The organism is Caulobacter sp. LARHSG274 (assembly GCF_052871235.1).
In genome coordinates this window covers 18992-35171 of sequence record NZ_JBIXJO010000020.1, presented here as the reverse complement: position 1 = coordinate 35171, position 16180 = coordinate 18992, and the positions used below count along the sequence as shown (strand labels likewise).

Sequence of the window (16180 nt, the reverse complement as noted above, 5' to 3'; positions counted from 1 at the left end):
GCCTTATTCCAAAGCCACCGCTTCTTCGCGCAGGGGCGGCGCCTCGACGCCGTGGGCCAGCAGGCTCGTGCGGCGGCTGTAGGCCAGATAGACCAACAGGCCGATGGCGTTCCAGGCCAGGAAGCGCAGCAGCGTGCCCATCGGCAGGCTGATCATGAAATAGAGACAGCCGACCACCGCCAGCGGGCCGACGATCCACACCGCCGGGCAGCGGAACAGCCGCGGCAGATCGGGCCGGCGCACGCGCAGCACCATCAGGCACACGGCCACGCAGATGAAGGCCAGCAGGGTGCCGGCGTTGGACAGCTCGGCGATCTGGTCCAGGGGCAGGAAGCCGCCGACCAGCGCCACCACCGTCCCGGTGATCAGGGTCAGGATGACCGGGGCGCCGCTCCGGGCGTGCAGCCGGCCCAGGCCGCGCGGCAGCAACCCGTCACGGGCCATCACGAAGAACACCCGGGTCTGGCCGAACATCATCACCAGGATGACGCTGGGCAGGGCGAGGATGGCGGCGGCGGCGATGCCGAAGGCGGCGGCGGGGTGGCCCAGGCCGCGCAGGATGAAGGCCAGCGGCTCGCTCGACCGGGCGAACTCGGCATAGGGCCAGGCCCCGACCGCGCAGGCGGCGACCAGCATGTAGATCGCCGTGCAGATCACCATCGAGCCGATAATGCCGATGGTCAGGTCGCGCTTGGGGTTCTTGACCTCCTCGGCCGAGGTCGAGACGGCGTCGAAGCCGAAGAAGGCGAAGAACACGATGGCCGCGGCGGCCATCACCCCGCGCGGATGGCCGGCCTCGGTGTGGGCGGCGAAGCCGTAGGGCATGAACGGCGTGAAGTTGTGCCCCTTGATGGCGGTGAAGGTCAGGCCGACGAACACCGCCAGGGCGACGATCTTGATCACCACCAGGCCGATATTCAGGGTCGCGCTCTCTCGCGCGCCCTTGGCCAGCAGGGCGGTGACGGCGACGGTGATCAGCACCGCCGGCAGGTTGATGATCCCGCCGGCGTGCGGTCCCGCCAGGATCTGCGGCGGCAGATGGACGCCGACGCTCTGCAGCAGGCCGACCATGTAGCCCGACCAGCCGACCGCCACAGCGGCGCAGGTGACCGCGTATTCCAGCACCAGGCTCCAGCCGACGATCCAGGCCAGGCCCTCGCCGAGCACGGCATAGGCGTAGGTGTAGGCGCTGCCGGCGGCCGGGATCAGGGTCGCCACCTCGGCATAGGCCAGGGCGGCGAACACGCAGAGGACGCCGCAGGCGGCGAAGGCCAGGATCACCGCCGGTCCCGCCCGCTCGGCCCCGATGCCGGTCAGGGTGTAGATCCCCGTGCCGATGATCGCCCCGATCCCCAAGGCCAGCAGGTGCGGCCAGGACAGGGTCGGCTTCAGCCGGCGGTCGGCCTCCACCGCGACGATCGCGTCGAGCGCCTTGCGGCGGGTCCAGAAGGTCATGCGACGGTCCCCAAGATTAAAAACTGCCCCGAAAGCCTCACGACCGACCGAACGGCGCGTCGATCGACGGCGAAGGCTCGGTGAACCAGGCCGCGCCGTCCTCGGTGACGTGGAAATGATCCTCCAGCCGCACGCCGAAGCGGTCGGGAATGACGATCATCGGCTCGTTGGAAAAGCACATGCCCGGCGCCAGCGGCGTGCTGTCGCCGCGGACCAGATAGGGTCCTTCGTGGATCGACAGGCCGATGCCGTGACCGGTGCGGTGCGGCAGGCCTGGCAGGGCGTAGTCGGGACCCAGGCCGTAGCGCTGCAGCACTTGGCGCGCGGCGTCATCAACCGCCTCGCAAGGCAGGCCCGGACGGACCGCGGCGAAGGCGGCGGCCTGGGCCTCGTGCTCGATGTCCCAGATCCGCCGATGCTCGTCGCCCGGCTCGCCGAACACATAGGTGCGGGTGATGTCGGCGTTGTAGCCCTCGATCTGACAGCCGGTGTCGATCAGCACCAGCTCGCCCTCCTCCAGCACCTGATCGCCGGGCAGGCCGTGCGGATAGGCGGTGGCCCGGCCGAACTGCACGGCGCAGAAGGTCGAGCCGCCGTCTGCGCCGGCCGAGCGGTGGGCGGTGTCGATGAACCGCTTGACCGCGCTGGCGGCGATCCCGGGCGCCAGCACCGCCGCGGCGCGCCGGTGGACGTCCAGGGTGACGGCCTTGGCGTAGCGCATCAGGGCCAGCTCGGCCGGCGATTTGCGACCGCGACAGCCGTCGATCACCGGCGTGGCGTCCAGCGCCCGCAGGGACGGCGCGGCCTGGTCGAGGGCGCAGAACAGCGAGAACGGCGCGGCCGGGTCGAGGGCCAGCACGTCGGCGCCGAGTTCGGACAGGGCCCGGCCGACCAGGACGGCCGGGCTTTCGTGCTCCTGCCAGAGGCGGATATCGGCCTCGATCTTCAGGTCGGCCTGCAGCGAACCCAGTTCGAAGGCCGGGCAGATCATGATCGGCCGCCCCCGGCGCGGCAGCAGCAGCGCCACCAGCCGTTCGGTCGCGCCCCACGGCACGCCGGTGAAATAGCGCAGGCTGGCCCCGGCCCCCACCAGCAGGGCGTCGGCGCCGAGGGCCGCGGTCAGGACCCGCGCCCGTTCCAGCCGAGCCGCGTACTCGGCGACGGTTATGGGCGGCGGCCGCCCTGGCCGCGGCGACAGGCCGGCCAGTTGCTGGTCCATGGTCGAGCCGCCGACGCCCAGGGTCATGCCGCAGTCCTCTTTTGTCGATCAAACCGGTCCAGGTCGAAGGGGGTCAGGTCCGCCGCCGGGGCTGTTCCGCCCATCAGGGCCGCGACCAGCTCGCCGGTGACCGCCGCCACGGTCAAGCCCAGATGCTGGTGACCGAAGGCGTAATACAGATTGCCGACCAGCCGGCTGGCGCCGATGGCGGGGAGATAGTCCGGCAAGGTCGGCCGAGCCCCCATCCATTCGGCGACCGGACCGTCCAGCCGCACGCCCAGCTCGGCTAGGTGACGGCCCAGCCGCGCCCATTTGCGAGGGTCGGGCGGCGAGGATTCGCGGCCGAACTCGACGAAGCTGGCCGCCCGCAGCCGGTCGCCGAACCGGGTGAGGATCAGCGCGCGGTCCTCGAACACCACCGGCGGCAGGTCGCCCCAGCGGCCGGCGCCGCCCTCCAGGTGATAGCCGCGCTCGGCGATCACCGGCGCGACGTGGCCCAGGTCGCGCATCAGCGGGCCCGACCCGACGCCGCCGGCGACCAGCACCCGCTCCGGGGCCAGGCGCTCGCCGTCGTCGAGCAGGACCTCGACGCGGCCGTCGATGCTTCGCAGCTTCGCGGCGCGGCCGATCCGCCGCTGGCCGCCCGCGGCGGCGAAGGCCTCGTCCAGCAAGCTCAGCACCAGGGCCGGATCGCGGACCTGGCCGGTGTTCTCGAACTGCACGCCGCCGGCGATCGGCGCGTCGATCGACGACTTCAGCTGCTGAGCCAGTGGGTCCGCCAGGGGGTGCAGCCTGGCCGTGCCGGTGTCGACCGCGCGCCAGGCATCAAGGCCGGCGCGGGCGGTGTCGGGGCTCTCCCAGACGACGAGGTGTCCGCGCTCGATCAACAGGTCGGGGCGATCAAGGGAGCCCGCCAGGCGCCGCCAGGCCGGCAGGGCGTCCGCGAGCAGACCGCCCAACGCGCGCCGGCCGCGGGCGGCGCCCTCCGGCGTCGACGCCGTCATGAACCGCGCCGCCCAGGGGGCCCAGACGGCGACATCCGCTAGGCGGAAATCCAGCGCGCCGCCCAGGGCGAACAGCCGCCCGAACGCCGAGGCCAGGGCGGCGGGCGAGGCCAGCGGCTCGACCTGCTCGGTGGCGATGTGGCCGGCATTGCCGTAGGAAGCGGGCGGCGTCGGGCCTTGCCGGTCGAGCAGCGTCACCGTCTCGCCGGCCCGGCGCAGGGCCAGGGCGCAGGCTTTTCCGACCACGCCGCCGCCGATCACCCATGTTCCCGCCGTCCGTCCCACCCGGGGTTTACCTCTGCGTCGCCATTTCGTATACAGTAGACGAAGCAGCCAGAGGTGCAAGTCGCATGAGTTCCATGAATTGGTCGGGCGTGTTCCCGGCCGCCACCACCCAGTTCAACGCCGACCTGTCGATCGACATCGACGCCAGCCAGCAGGTGCTCGACGCCCTGGTCCGCGACGGCGTGCACGGCCTGGTGGTCCTGGGCACCTGCGGCGAGAACAATTCCCTCGAACCAGACGAAAAGCGCCAGGTGCTGCAGGCCGCCGTCGAGGTCGTGGCCGGCCGTGTCCCGATCGTGGTCGGAGTCTCGGAACTGACCACGCCGCGCGCCGCCGCCTTCGCCAGGGACGCCGAGACGATCGGCGCCGACGCGCTGATGGTCCTGCCCGCCATGGTCTATGTGCCGACGGGGGCGGAGCTCGAAGCCCATTTCCGCACTGTCGCCCAGGCCTCCGCCCTGCCGATCATGCTCTATAACAACCCGCCGGCCTATCGCACCACCATCACCCTGGACGTGCTGGCCCGCCTGGCCGACGAGCCGACCATCGTGGCGGTCAAGGAAAGCGCGCCCGACACCCGCCGCTTCACCGACCTGGCCCGGGCCTTTGGCGAACGTTTCGTCCTGATGGCCGGCCTCGACGATGTCGCGCTCGAGGGCCTGCTGCTCGGCGCCCGGGGCTGGGTGTCGGGCCTGACCAGCGCCTTCCCGCAGGAGTCGGTGGCCCTGGTCGCCGCCATCGATCGCGGCGACCTGGAGGAAGCGCGCCGCATCTATCGCTGGTTCATGCCGCTGCTGCACCTGGACGCCGAACACGACCTGGTGCAGTCGATCAAGCTGGCCGAGCAGATCATGGGCCGCGGCTCCGAGCGCGTGCGCATGCCCCGCCTGCCCCTGGCCGGCGTCCGCCGCGCCCAGGTCGTCGCCATGGTCGAGGAAGCCGCCGCCACCCGCCCGCTCCCGAGCTCGGCGGCTGCGGCCTAGAGCTCCGGAGGAAGTCCATGCGTCACACGTTCTTCTGCATCGACGGCCACACCGCCGGCAATCCGGTGCGGCTGGTGGCCGGCGGCGCGCCGCTGCTGCGCGGCGAGACGATGAGCGCGCGGCGCCAGGACTTCCTTGCCCGCTTCGACTGGATCCGCACCGGCCTGATGTTCGAGCCGCGCGGCCACGACATGATGTCGGGCGGCTTCCTCTATCCGCCCACCCAGCCGGACTGCGACGCGGGGATTCTGTTCATCGAGACCAGCGGCTGCCTGCCGATGTGCGGCCACGGCACGATCGGCATCGTCACCTTCGCCCTGGAGAACGGCCTGATCACCCCGCGCGAGCCGGGCAAGCTGCGCCTGGAGGTCCCGGCCGGCGTCATCGACATCGCCTACGGGACGGCCGGCGACCGGGTCACGGCCGTGAAGATCCGCAACGTCCCGGCCTATCTGGCCGAGGAAGGCGTCCGGATCGACGCGCCGGGCCTGGGCCCGCTGATGATCGACGTGGCTTATGGCGGCAATTTCTACGCCATCATCGAGCCCCAGGGCGCCTATGCGGGCATCGACGCCCTGGGCGCGGCCGAGATCCTGCGGCTCAGCCCGATCATCCGGGCCCTGGTCCGCGACAAGGTCGAGCCGGTCCATCCGCTCGACCCGACCATTCGCGGCGTCAGTCATGTGCTCTGGGCCGACGCGCCCCGCGCCCCCGACGCCGACGGCCGCAACGCGGTGTTCTACGGCGACCGCGCCATCGACCGCAGTCCCTGCGGCACCGGCACCTCGGCCCGCCTGGCCCACCTGGCGGCCAAGGGCCGGCTGAAGGTCGGCGACGCCTTCGTGCATGAAAGCATCATCGGCAGCCGCTTCACCGGCCGCGTCGAGGCCCAGGTCGAGCTGGGCGGCCGGCCGGCGATCATTCCCTCGATCGAGGGCTCGGCGATCGCCACGGGCCACAACACCCTCTGGATCGACCGGGCCGATCCGTTCTGGGCCGGCTTCCAGGTGATCTAGAGCAAGCCAGGCGATGCGGGAATCGCCCGGCCTGCTCCAGCGCCACGTCTCCGCATCAGGCGCTACCGCGCCAGCCCCTCCAGCCGGCCCTGATCGACCGCGGCCACGGCCATCTTCAGCTCGTCGACGCTGCCGGCGTTGCCGTGCGCCTCGACGGTGAAGCGGTTGCCGACCACCACGCTGTAGCGACCGGACTTGGCGTCGCGGTCCCACTCCTCGTTGGTCAACCGGCCGCCGACCTTGCCCATCTTCTCGTAGCCGGAAGCGGTCTCGTGCGAGGACTGGGCGTCAACCGCGCCGGCCATGGCCGCCAGACCCGCCATGCCGCCCATGTCGGTGACCGACAGGGTGAAGCTGGCGTCGCCCTTGGCGTAGTCGCCCGAGGCCGTGGCCATCGACATGCCGCCCGCCCCGCCCGAATTGCTTTCCAGCGAGGTGCGCTGATAGCCGGCGACGTCGCCCGGCAGCAGGGCCTTGAGGGTGTCGGCCGGCACGGCGGGGGCGCTCTTGCCGGCCTCGGCCGCCGCGGCGGCGGCTTCCAGCTGCTTGGAGGCCGCTTCGACCTTGCCGAGGTCGACCTTGGCGCCGTTGACATTGACCGAGCCCGACAGCTTGCCGGCGTCGGCGACATGGCCGTAGGTCCCGAACGCCGCCATGCCGGCGATGCCGCCGGCCACCATGCCGACCACCACGAACAGCACGATGGCGCACAGGATGGTCACCACGGTGTAGCCCAGCGCCTTCTCCTTGGGCGCCTTCATCAGCTTGGGCAGGCCGATATAGAGCAGGTAGAGGCCGTACAGGACCGCCAGGATGACCAGCGCCCCGAGCGGCGGGAAGATCTGCAGCACCCCGGCCACCCAGCCGGCGGTGCCGGTATAGGCCGCCACCTTGAAGGCCTGGATCTGGCTTTTCTGGCCGTCGAAGCTGGGGGCCAGGGCGTCGATGATCAGGGCCAGGACGAACACCGACAGCAGCGTCAGGCCGTAGACCACGACAGCGCTGACGATCGACGGGATCAGGGCCGGCTTGAACGAGACGCCGAAGGCGCCGTGGCCGAACATCTGGCCGCCGATCAGGCTGGCCACGGCCGGGATGGCGGCGAGAATGCAGACATAGCCGACATAGAGCCCCTTGATCGTCGCCGGCTCGGCGTCGATCCGGTCCCATTCGGCCGAAGGCGTGAGCAGCAGGCGTTTGACGCGGCCGACGAGGTCGGACGTTCCCGCCCCGGGTTCGATGACAGTCATGCGGTCCTCCACGGATCCTGAGCAGTTCCCTGCCCTATCTACACACGCCGAGGGTGAGTTGAGAACATGGTTCCGTGAAATCGCCGGCGGATGCGTCCGGCTTTGGCGCAGGCGCCCGCCAGGCTGTAGTCTTCCGTCATCTTCGAATCAGGAGCATCCATGGCCCGCGACGGCGCCGTCTTCGCCTGCCAGTCCTGCGGCGCGGTCCAGACCAAGTGGTCGGGGCAGTGCCCGGCCTGCCAGAGCTGGAACAGCCTGGTCGAGGAGGTCGGGGCCCGCGCCCCCGGCGCCCTGTCGGTCACCAAGGCCAGCCGCACGCGCGGCCTGCAGTTCACCGGCCTGGAAAGCGACACCCCCGCCCCGCCCCGCATCATCACCGGCGTCGACGAGTTCGACCGGGTGTGCGGCGGCGGCGTGGTCCCCGGCTCGGCGATCCTGATCGGCGGCGACCCCGGCGTGGGCAAGTCGACCCTGCTGCTGGAGGTGGTGGCCAAGGCCAGCCTGAAGGGCGTCAACTGCGCCTACATCTCCGGCGAGGAGGCCGTGGCCCAGATCCGCGGCCGCGCCGAGCGCATGGGTTTCGCCCAGGCGCCGGTGAAGCTGGCGGCCGAGAGCAGCCTGCGCGACATCCTCGACGGGCTCAAGCGCGACAACTTCGACCTGGTGGTCATCGATTCGATCCAGACCATGTGGAGCGACGCCCACGAGGCCGGGCCCGGCACCGTCACCCAGGTGCGGGCCTGCGCCCAGGAGCTGGTGCGCCTGGCCAAGAAGAAGGGCGTGGCCATCCTGCTGGTCGGCCATGTCACCAAGGACGGCCAGATCGCCGGCCCGCGGGTGGTCGAGCACCTGGTCGACGCGGTGCTCAGCTTCGAGGGCGAGCGCGGCTATCCGTTCCGCATCCTGCGCGGCGCCAAGAACCGCTTCGGGGCCACCGACGAGATCGGGGTGTTCGAGATGGGCGACGCGGGCCTGCGGGAGGTCAAGAACCCCTCGGCCCTGTTCCTCAACGAGGGTGGAGAGCGGGCGGCGGGCGCGGCGGTGTTCGCCGGCATCGAAGGTTCGCGGCCCGTTCTGGTGGAGTTCCAGGCCCTGGTCGCCCCTTCCGCGTACGGAACGCCGCGGCGGGCGGTGGTCGGATGGGATTCCGGGCGCCTGGCCATGGTCCTGGCTGTGCTAGAGAGCCGATGCGGCCTTGGTTTTGGCAACAAGGACGTCTATCTGAACGTCGCTGGCGGCCTGAGGATCACCGAGCCGGCTGCGGATCTGGCGGCGGCGGCGGCCCTGGCCTCCTCGGCCCTCGACATCGCCCTGCCCCAGGACTGCGTGGTGTTCGGCGAGGTGAGCCTGTCTGGCGAAGTGCGGCCGGTGAGCCGTATGGAGACGCGTTTGAAAGAGGCCGCGAAACTCGGCTTTGGTCGAGCCCTGGGACCGCTGTCGGGCCTGCCCGAGGGCGGCGGCGCCCTGCCCGTGGCCGGCGTCGCGCGGCTGGCCGACGCCGTGCGGCGGATCGGCGACGAGATCTGGGGCCAGCTGACGTGACGCCGTTCGACATCATCGCCGGCCTGATCCTGCTGGTTTCGGGCCTGGTCGGATTCGCCCGCGGGGCCTCGCGCGAGCTGACCTCGGCCGTGTCGTTCATCGGCGCGGCGATCATCGCCCTGCTGGGCCTGCGCCTGACCGGGCCGCTGTTCCGCAGCCTGATGGACCCGGACTGGGCGGCCACCGCGGCCGCCATCCTGGTCACCTTCGTCATCGCCTTCGTGCTGCTGCGCCTGGCCGGCGCGGCCCTGACCCGCTCGCTGCACGCCGACGGCGCCCTGGGCACGCTGGACCGCCTGATGGGCCTGGCCTTCGGCCTGATCCGCGGCCTGATCGTGCTGGGGGTGTTCAACCTGGTGTTCAACATGGCCACCCCGCCCGACCGCGTGCCCTCCTGGGTCTCGAAATCGGCGCTCTACCCCCTATCCACCGCCAGCGCCAAGGTGCTGAAGGTGTTCGCGCCCAAGGGCGCGGGTCTCGCCGGCAAGCTGGCTCCCGCCATTGAGGACGCCGTCCACGATGGCACAAGGGATGACGGCGCCAGCGACAAACCGTCCGGCCACAAGCGGGGCGAAGCAGGCTATGATCAGGACCAGCGTCGCTCCGTCGACGACCTGGTGGAGAAATCGCGATGACGTCCATCGGCCAATCGACCGACCGCTACTCGTCCGCGCCCTGGCGTGATCCCGAGGACGACACCCTGCGCCTGGAGTGCGGGGTGTTCGGCGTGTTCGGCGTCCGCGACGCCTCGGCGATCGCCGCCCTGGGCCTGCACGCCCTGCAGCACCGCGGCCAGGAGGCCTGCGGCATCGCCGCCTTCGACGGCCAGCGCTTCCACACCGAACGCCACATGGGCCATGTCGGCGACGCCTTCACCGGCAACGACCTGGTCGAGCGCCTGCCCGGCAGCATGGCGATCGGCCACACCCGCTACTCCACCGCTGGCGGCAGCTTCATCCGCAACGTCCAGCCGATGTTCGCCGATCTCGAGACCGGCGGCGTCGCCCTGGCCCACAACGGCAACCTGACCAACTTCCTGACCCTGCGCGAGCGGCTGGTGCAGGAGGGCGCGATCTTCCAGTCGACCTCGGACTCCGAGGTGATCCTCCACCTGATCGCCCGCTCGCGGAAGGCCCGCATCGTCGACCGCTTCATCGACGCCGTCGCCCAGATCGAGGGCGGCTACGCCCTGGTGGCGATCACCAACAAGAAGATGATCGGCGTGCGCGACCCGCTGGGCATCCGCCCGCTGGTGCTGGGCGACCTGGACGGCAAGCCGGTCCTGGCCTCGGAAACCTGCGCCCTCGACATGATCGGCGCCCGCTTCGTGCGCGACGTCGAGCACGGCGAGATGGTGGTGATCTCCGAGACCGGGGTGAAGTCGCTGCGGCCATTCAACAACGTCCCCGCCCGCCCCTGCGTGTTCGAATATGTCTATTTCGCCCGCCCCGACAGCGTGGTGAACGGCCGCTCGGTCTATGACGTGCGCAAGCGCATGGGCCAGCGCCTGGCCCAGGAGACCGGGGTCGAGGCGGACGTCGTGGTGCCGGTGCCTGACAGCGGCGTGCCGGCCGCGATCGGCTACGCCCAGGCCAGCGGCATCCCCTTCGACCTGGGCATCATCCGCAACCACTATGTCGGCCGCACCTTCATCCAGCCGACCCAGGGCGTGCGCGAGCTGGGCGTGCGCATGAAGCACAGCCCCAACCGCGCCGTGCTGGCCGGCAAGCGGGTGGTGCTGATCGACGACTCGATCGTCCGCGGCACCACCTCGCTGAAGATCGTCCGCATGGTCCGCGAGGCCGGCGCCAAGGAGGTCCACCTGCGCTCGGCCAGCCCGCCGATCAAGTGGCCCGACTTCTACGGCATCGACATGCCCGAGCGCGACCAGCTGCTGGCCGCCAACAAGTCGCTGGAGGAAATGGCCCGCTTCCTCGAAGTCGACAGCCTGGGCTTCCTGTCGGTCGACGGCCTCTACGAGGCGCTGGAAGCCGGCCCCCGCGACCCAGCCCGGCCGCAGTTCACCGACCACTATTTCACCGGCGACTATCCCACCCGCCTGACCGACCGCGAGATCGCCGAAGGCCGCAACGACCAGGCCGAAAAGCAGCTGTCGCTGCTGGTCAGCGCCTGACCCAAACTCCGCTCATCCCGACGAAGGCCGGGACCCAAGCCGCGCTCGAAACCCACCTCCGTCGCTCGACCCGAAACTCAGCATGGGTCCCGGCCTTCGCCGGGATGAGCGGACGGTGGGGCGGCCAGCCGCAGTGATCCCATGCTCAAAGACTTCCTGACCAAGCTGAAGATCGACGGCTACATCCTGGCCCTGGTCGGCATGGTCGTTCTCGCCTCGATCCTGCCGGTGCGCGGCGAGGCGGCGAACGTGCTCGGCTGGGTGGTCAAGATCGCCATCGCCCTGCTGTTCTTCCTGCACGGCGCCAAGCTGTCGCGCGAAGCCGTGGTGGCCGGGATGACGCACTGGCGGCTGCACCTGACCATCCTGGCCTTCACCTTCGTGCTGTTCCCGCTGCTGGGGCTGGTGATCAGCAAGTCGGGCCTGCTGTCGCCGACCCTGTCGACCGGCATGCTGTTCCTGTGCTGCCTGCCCTCGACCGTGCAGTCGTCGATCGCCTTCACCTCGATCGGCCGCGGCAATATCGCCGCCGCCGTCTGCGCGGCCTCGGCCTCGAACCTGCTGGGCATCTTCCTGACCCCGGTCCTGGTCGGCCTGCTGATGCAGGCCCACGGGAACGTCGGCGGCTGGGACTCGATCCGTTCCATCGTCGTCCAGCTGCTGGCGCCGTTCATCGTCGGCCAGTTGGTCCGCCCCTGGATCCGCCCCTGGATCGAGAAGCACAAGGCCCTGGTCGGCCGGGTCGACCGCGGCTCGATCCTGCTGGTGGTCTATTCGGCCTTCAGCGCCGCGGTGGTCGGCGGGATCTGGAAGATCGTCTCGATCCCGGAACTGGGCCTGCTGCTGGTCGCCTGCGCCGTGCTGCTGGCGGCGGTGATGGCCGCGACGATGTTCGGCGCCCGGGCTCTGGGCTTCTCCAAGCCGGACGAGGTGGCCATCGTGTTCTGCGGCTCCAAGAAGAGCCTGGCCAGCGGCGTGCCGATGGCCGGCATCCTGTTCCCGGGCGCGACGGCCGGCGTGCTGGTGCTGCCGCTGATGCTGTTCCACCAGATCCAGCTGATGGCCTGCTCGGTGATGGCCCAGCGCTACGGGGCGCGGCCGGCCGACGAGGCCTGAACGGGTTTCCATCCCTCGGCATAGTCACTAGAACCCGCCCATGAATTCCGACTCCGACACGCCGCTGGCCGGCCGCATCGCCCTCGTCACCGGCGCCACCCGCGGCATCGGCGAGGCCATCGCCCTCGGCCTGGCCCGGGCCGGCGCCCATGTCATCGCCCTGGGCCGCACCCAGGGGGCGCTGGAAGCCCTGGACGACGCGATCTTCGCCGCCACCGGCGAGCACGCCACCCTGGTCCCCCTGGACCTGCGCGAGGCCGACGGCCTGGACCAACTGGGCGCGGCCCTGTTCGAGCGGTTCGGCAAGCTGGACATCCTGGTCGGGGCGGCCGGGGTGCTGGGCGCCCTGACGCCAGTCGGCCACCTGGACCCCAAGGGCTGGGACATGATCCTGAGCACCAATCTGACGGCCAACTGGCGGCTGATCCGGGCGATGGACCCGCTGCTGCGCCGGGCCGAGGCCGGCCGGGCGGTGTTCCTGACCAGCAGCGTCGCCCGGACCCACCGCGCCTTCTGGGGCGGCTATGCGGCGTCCAAGGCCGGGCTGGAGGCCGTCGTCGCCTGCTATGACGACGAGATGGAGAACACCACGGTCCGCGCCGTCTGCGTCGATCCCGGCGCCATGCGCACCCGGATGCGGTCCGGCGCCTTTCCGGGCGAGGATCCGTTGAGCGTTCCCGCGCCCGAGACCATCGTCCCGTTCATCGTCGACCTGGTCCGCCCCGACCGCGTGCCGCCCAAGGGCGTCGTCCGCTTCAAGGACCGCGGCCAGGAGTCGGCGAGCGAGGGCTGAAGGCGCTCCGCCCCCGGCCGCTGGAGCCCGGCGCGTCAGCGCCCCTTCGGCGGCGCCTTGTTGCCGCGGACGGTGCGCGAGCCGGCCACCGGACGCTTCGGCGTCGGTGACTTGAACCCCGACTTGCCGGTCACAGCCTTGCCGCCGGCGGCCTTGAAGCCGACCTTGTAGCTGGGCGTCTCGGACTTCTTCTGGACCTTGGGGCCCAGCTTCTTGACCGACTTGACGGCCGCCTTGCCGGGCTCGGCGGCGGGCGCCGCCGTCGGCTCGATCGGCTTGGCGGTGCGGGTGACGGTCGGGCCGGCCTTCTTGGCGATCCTGGCGGCCGCCTTGGTCGGGGTGGCCTCCGTCCGGCCCGGTTCGAACTCGACGCCGGCGGCGGCCGCCGCGGCTTCGGCCAGGCGGACCGATTTCTTGACGGTGTTGCGCGAGGCGCGAATGCGTTCGGCTTCGCGTTCCTTGCGTTGGAACTCGCGCTTGCCCTTGCCGGAGTGGCCCTTCGCCTCACCCTCGGCATAGGGGTTGGCGCCGGACTTGATGGTGATGCGCAGCGGCACCCCCGGCAGGTCGAAGCTCTCGCGCAGGCTGTTGATCAGGTAGCGCCGATATTGCTCGGGCATCTGGTCGGCGCGGCTGGAGAACAGCACGAAGGTCGGCGGCCGGGCCTTGGTCTGTGCCATGTATTTCGGCTTGATCCGCTTGCCGCCGACGCTGGGCGGCGGGTGCCTTTGCATCGCCATCTGCAGCCAGTCGTTGAGGTCGCGGGTCTTGACCTTGGTCGACCAGTCCTTGTGGCTCTTGAGCACGGCCGGCATCAGCCGCTCGACGCCCTTGCCGGTCTCGCCCGACAGCGCCACCACCGGCGTGCCGCGCAGCTGCGGCAGCATGCGTTCGGCGTGCTCGACGAAGCCCTTCAGGGTGGCGCCGGGGTCCTCGACCAGGTCCCACTTGGCCAGCACGAACACCACGCAGCGCCCTTCCCGCTCGGCCAGGTCGGCGATCTGCAGGTCCTGGGTCTCGAACGGATGGGTGGCGTCCATCACCAGCAGCACCACCTCAGCGAAGGTGATCGAGCGGATGGTGTCGCCGGTCGAGAGCTTTTCCAGCTTCTCGTTGACCTTGGCCTTCTTGCGCAGGCCGGCGGTGTCGACCAGCCGCACCTTGCGGCCGCCCCAGTCCCAGTCGACCGAGATGGAGTCGCGGGTGATGCCGGCCTCGGGCCCAGTCAGCAGCCGCTGCTCGCCGATCAGGCGGTTGATCAGGGTCGACTTGCCGGCGTTGGGACGGCCGACGATGGCGATCTTGATCGGCTTGTCGTCGTCCAGTTCGTCGTGCTCGCCCTGCAGTTCCTCGGGCGCGATGGCGATCAGGGCGGCGTAGAGCTCGGCCATGCCCTCGCCGTGCTCGCCGGAGATCTGGATCGGCTCGCCCAGGCCCAGCACGTTGGCCTCGGCCGCGCCGTGGTCGCCGGCCTTGCCCTCGGACTTGTTGGCGGCGACCAGCACCGGCTTGTTCCGCTTGCGCAGGATCTCGGCGAAGATCCGATCCAGCGGCGTCAGGCCCTCGCGGGCGTCGAACACCAGCAGGGAGACGTCGGCCTCGTCGATCGCCAGCTCGGTCTGGGCGCGCATCCGCGCCTCCAGGCTTTCGTCGGTGACGTCCTCGAACCCGGCGGTGTCGATCAGCTCCAGGTCGAGGTCGCCCAGGCGGCCGTGGGCGAACCGGCGGTCGCGGGTGACGCCGGGCTGGTCGTCGACGAGGGCCAGCTTGCGGCCGGCCAGACGGTTGAACAGGGTCGACTTGCCCACATTGGGGCGGCCGACGATTGCGAGTTTCAAAGGCATGGGTGTGCAGTAGTCGATTTTTGCGGTCCCGGCAAAGCGACAAGCCCGGCCTGGCTCTCGCCAGTCCGGGCTTGGGGACCGTGGTTGAGGATCGAAGGCCGCCGAACGACGACCTCCGGCGTTAGCGGATGGCGATCAGGTCGGCCTCGTCGGTGACCGCATAGACCGTGTCGCCCATGGCGATCGGGCCCAGCAGGACCGATTGGCCGATCTTCATCGTCTTGACCGTTTCGCCCGTCTTGGGGTTCAGCGCCACGGCCTGCCCGTCGCTGGACATCACGATCAGCCGGCCCGAGGCCAGGATCGGCGACGACCACAGCAGCGGGTGCTTGGCGCGCTTCTTCTTCTGCTTCTTGGACAGCTTGTCGGTGTTGTTGAGGTCGCGGATCCAATAGACTTGACCGGCTTCGCGCGACACGCAGATCACCTGGCCGGCCTTGTCGACCACATAGACCACGTCGCCGGCCGCCCAGGGGGTGGTGATGGCGGTGACCGGCAGGCTCCAGCGGGCCTGGCCGGTGCGCAGGTCGGTGGCGGCGAAAACCCCCGAGTGGCTGACGGCGAAGACGTCGCCCTTGAAGATCACCGGCCGGCCGGCGATGTCGCGGATTTCCGACAGGGCGTTGGTGCGGCTGGCGCGGCTGAGGGCTTCGCTCCACAGGTCGTTGCCGTTGCTGGTGCGCAGGGCGACCAGTTCGCCCGAGGCGAAGCCGGCCACCACCGTGTCGCCGCTGACCGCCGGGCTCGAGGCGGCCAGGATGCGGGCCGGCTCGATCAGGGCCTGGTAGGTCCAGCCGGGCGCGCCGTCGGCGGCGTTGAAGGTCAGCAGCTCGTTGTCGGTCGAGGTCACGAACACCCGGCCGTCCGCGACGGTGGGGGCCGCGTGGATCGGGGTGCTGGTCTGCTGGCGCCAGGCCTCGGCCCCGGTGCCGGCGTCGAGCTGGGCCACGAAGCGGAAGCCCGACGACACGTAGAGCTTGCCGTTGGCGTAGGCCAGGCCGCCGCCGAAGCCGGTGCGGTCGGCGGGGGAGCCGCCGATGCCGAGGAAGCCGTGCTTCTTGCCCGGCGCCTTGGCCGGCCGCAGGTCCTTGCGCCAGACGGTCGAGCCGCTGCGGGCGTCCATGGCGACCACGGTCGCCTCGCCGTCCATCACGAACACCTTGCCGTCGGCGGCCACCGGCGGGGCGGTGACGTGGTACTTGCGGTTGGCCTTCTGGCCGAAGCCCTTGCGCCAGGCGATGTCGAAATTGGCCCCGGCGGCGACGTGCTCCACCGACTGTTCGACGTTGCCGCCCGGCAGCGGCCAGTCGGCCTGGACGGCGGGTTCGGGCAGGAAGAAGTCGGCGCCCTTCAGGGCCTCGGCCGGCTCGACCTTCTGGTCGAAGGCGATAACCGAGATCCGCTGTCCCTGGGTGGCCAGGGTCTTGTTGGCCTCCTTCTTGTGGAAGGGATTGACCCGGGAGAGCGTCGAGCAGCCGGCCATCGACACCGCGGCCGTCAGCATCGCGGCGAGAAGCAGGGAACGCTTTGAAGTCATGG

13 protein-coding genes are annotated in these 16180 nt (G+C 70.6%); 7 read left to right on the top strand and 6 right to left on the bottom strand.

What is annotated here, in order from left to right:
* Positions 1-3 precede the first annotated feature (3 nt).
* The 3 genes from ACIPQB_RS22290 to ACIPQB_RS22280 are packed head-to-tail and all read right to left on the bottom strand — an operon-like array spanning position 4 to position 3939.
* Positions 4-1455, bottom strand: a complete 1452-nt coding sequence (locus ACIPQB_RS22290; protein WP_446487438.1) for an amino acid permease — start codon at positions 1453-1455, stop codon at positions 4-6.
* Positions 1456-1492: 37 nt separating this feature from the next.
* Positions 1493-2701 carry a M24 family metallopeptidase gene (locus ACIPQB_RS22285; RefSeq protein WP_446487437.1) on the bottom strand — a complete coding sequence of 403 codons (1209 nt, stop codon included), beginning with the start codon at positions 2699-2701 and terminating at the stop codon, positions 1493-1495.
* A complete protein-coding gene (locus ACIPQB_RS22280) occupies positions 2698-3939 on the bottom strand; it encodes an NAD(P)/FAD-dependent oxidoreductase (protein WP_446487436.1) in 1242 nt (413 codons plus the stop codon). The genes ACIPQB_RS22285 and ACIPQB_RS22280 overlap by 4 nt, the downstream gene beginning before the upstream one ends.
* Positions 3940-4028: 89 nt before the next feature.
* Between ACIPQB_RS22280 and ACIPQB_RS22275 the strand changes: the two genes are divergently transcribed.
* Both ACIPQB_RS22275 and ACIPQB_RS22270 read left to right on the top strand, forming a co-directional pair.
* On the top strand, positions 4029-4946 hold the full coding sequence (locus tag ACIPQB_RS22275) for a dihydrodipicolinate synthase family protein (protein ID WP_446487435.1): 918 nt from the start codon (positions 4029-4031) through the stop codon (positions 4944-4946).
* Positions 4947-4963: 17 nt separating this feature from the next.
* Positions 4964-5962 carry a 4-hydroxyproline epimerase gene (locus ACIPQB_RS22270; protein WP_446487434.1) on the top strand — a complete coding sequence of 333 codons (999 nt, stop codon included), beginning with the start codon at positions 4964-4966 and terminating at the stop codon, positions 5960-5962.
* Positions 5963-6024: 62 nt separating this feature from the next.
* Here the strand turns inward: ACIPQB_RS22270 and ACIPQB_RS22265 are convergent, their stop codons facing one another.
* Positions 6025-7212, bottom strand: coding sequence for a Yip1 family protein (locus tag ACIPQB_RS22265; RefSeq protein ID WP_446487433.1), 1188 nt, complete (start codon positions 7210-7212; stop codon positions 6025-6027).
* A 159-nt stretch (positions 7213-7371) separates the two neighbouring features.
* Between ACIPQB_RS22265 and radA the strand changes: the two genes are divergently transcribed.
* The 5 genes from radA to ACIPQB_RS22240 all read left to right on the top strand — a co-directional run bounded on the left by radA (position 7372) and on the right by ACIPQB_RS22240 (position 12797).
* Positions 7372-8754, top strand: coding sequence for a DNA repair protein RadA (radA, locus tag ACIPQB_RS22260; RefSeq protein ID WP_446487432.1), 1383 nt, complete (start codon positions 7372-7374; stop codon positions 8752-8754).
* Entirely contained in the window at positions 8751-9389 is a 639-nt protein-coding gene (locus ACIPQB_RS22255; protein ID WP_446487431.1) for a CvpA family protein, read from the top strand. Before radA ends, ACIPQB_RS22255 begins: the two co-directional genes overlap by 4 nt.
* Positions 9386-10888: an amidophosphoribosyltransferase gene (purF, locus tag ACIPQB_RS22250; protein WP_446487430.1), complete on the top strand. Its 1503-nt coding sequence runs from the start codon at positions 9386-9388 to the stop codon at positions 10886-10888. Before ACIPQB_RS22255 ends, purF begins: the two co-directional genes overlap by 4 nt.
* A 141-nt stretch (positions 10889-11029) precedes the next feature.
* Positions 11030-12004 carry a bile acid:sodium symporter family protein gene (locus tag ACIPQB_RS22245; RefSeq protein WP_446487429.1) on the top strand — a complete coding sequence of 325 codons (975 nt, stop codon included), beginning with the start codon at positions 11030-11032 and terminating at the stop codon, positions 12002-12004.
* A 40-nt stretch (positions 12005-12044) separates the two neighbouring features.
* On the top strand, positions 12045-12797 hold the full coding sequence (locus ACIPQB_RS22240) for an SDR family NAD(P)-dependent oxidoreductase (protein ID WP_446487428.1): 753 nt from the start codon (positions 12045-12047) through the stop codon (positions 12795-12797).
* Between the two features lie 35 nt (positions 12798-12832).
* On the opposite strand, the gene der is transcribed toward ACIPQB_RS22240, so the two are convergent.
* Positions 12833-14641 (bottom strand): ribosome biogenesis GTPase Der, encoded by a 1809-nt coding sequence (gene der, locus ACIPQB_RS22235; protein ID WP_446487427.1) that lies wholly within the window; start codon positions 14639-14641, stop codon positions 12833-12835.
* 121 nt (positions 14642-14762) lie between these two features.
* On the bottom strand, positions 14763-16178 hold the full coding sequence (locus ACIPQB_RS22230; RefSeq protein WP_446487426.1) for a PQQ-binding-like beta-propeller repeat protein: 1416 nt from the start codon (positions 16176-16178) through the stop codon (positions 14763-14765).
* Positions 16179-16180: the final 2 nt, after the last annotated feature.

What these genes read in the sequence shown, in the direction of transcription:
- der (WP_446487427.1), bottom strand. Translation starts at nt 14,641, where the DNA reads ATGCCTTTGAAACTCGCAATCGTCGGCCGCCCCAATGTGGGCAAGTCG.
- purF (WP_446487430.1), top strand. Translation starts at nt 9,386, where the DNA reads ATGACGTCCATCGGCCAATCGACCGACCGCTACTCGTCCGCGCCCTGG.
- ACIPQB_RS22245 (WP_446487429.1), top strand. Translation starts at nt 11,030, where the DNA reads ATGCTCAAAGACTTCCTGACCAAGCTGAAGATCGACGGCTACATCCTG.
- ACIPQB_RS22285 (WP_446487437.1), bottom strand. Translation starts at nt 2,701, where the DNA reads ATGACCCTGGGCGTCGGCGGCTCGACCATGGACCAGCAACTGGCCGGC.
- radA (WP_446487432.1), top strand. Translation starts at nt 7,372, where the DNA reads ATGGCCCGCGACGGCGCCGTCTTCGCCTGCCAGTCCTGCGGCGCGGTC.
- ACIPQB_RS22290 (WP_446487438.1), bottom strand. Translation starts at nt 1,455, where the DNA reads ATGACCTTCTGGACCCGCCGCAAGGCGCTCGACGCGATCGTCGCGGTG.
- ACIPQB_RS22240 (WP_446487428.1), top strand. Translation starts at nt 12,045, where the DNA reads ATGAATTCCGACTCCGACACGCCGCTGGCCGGCCGCATCGCCCTCGTC.
- ACIPQB_RS22230 (WP_446487426.1), bottom strand. Translation starts at nt 16,178, where the DNA reads ATGACTTCAAAGCGTTCCCTGCTTCTCGCCGCGATGCTGACGGCCGCG.
- ACIPQB_RS22270 (WP_446487434.1), top strand. Translation starts at nt 4,964, where the DNA reads ATGCGTCACACGTTCTTCTGCATCGACGGCCACACCGCCGGCAATCCG.
- ACIPQB_RS22265 (WP_446487433.1), bottom strand. Translation starts at nt 7,212, where the DNA reads ATGACTGTCATCGAACCCGGGGCGGGAACGTCCGACCTCGTCGGCCGC.
- ACIPQB_RS22275 (WP_446487435.1), top strand. Translation starts at nt 4,029, where the DNA reads ATGAGTTCCATGAATTGGTCGGGCGTGTTCCCGGCCGCCACCACCCAG.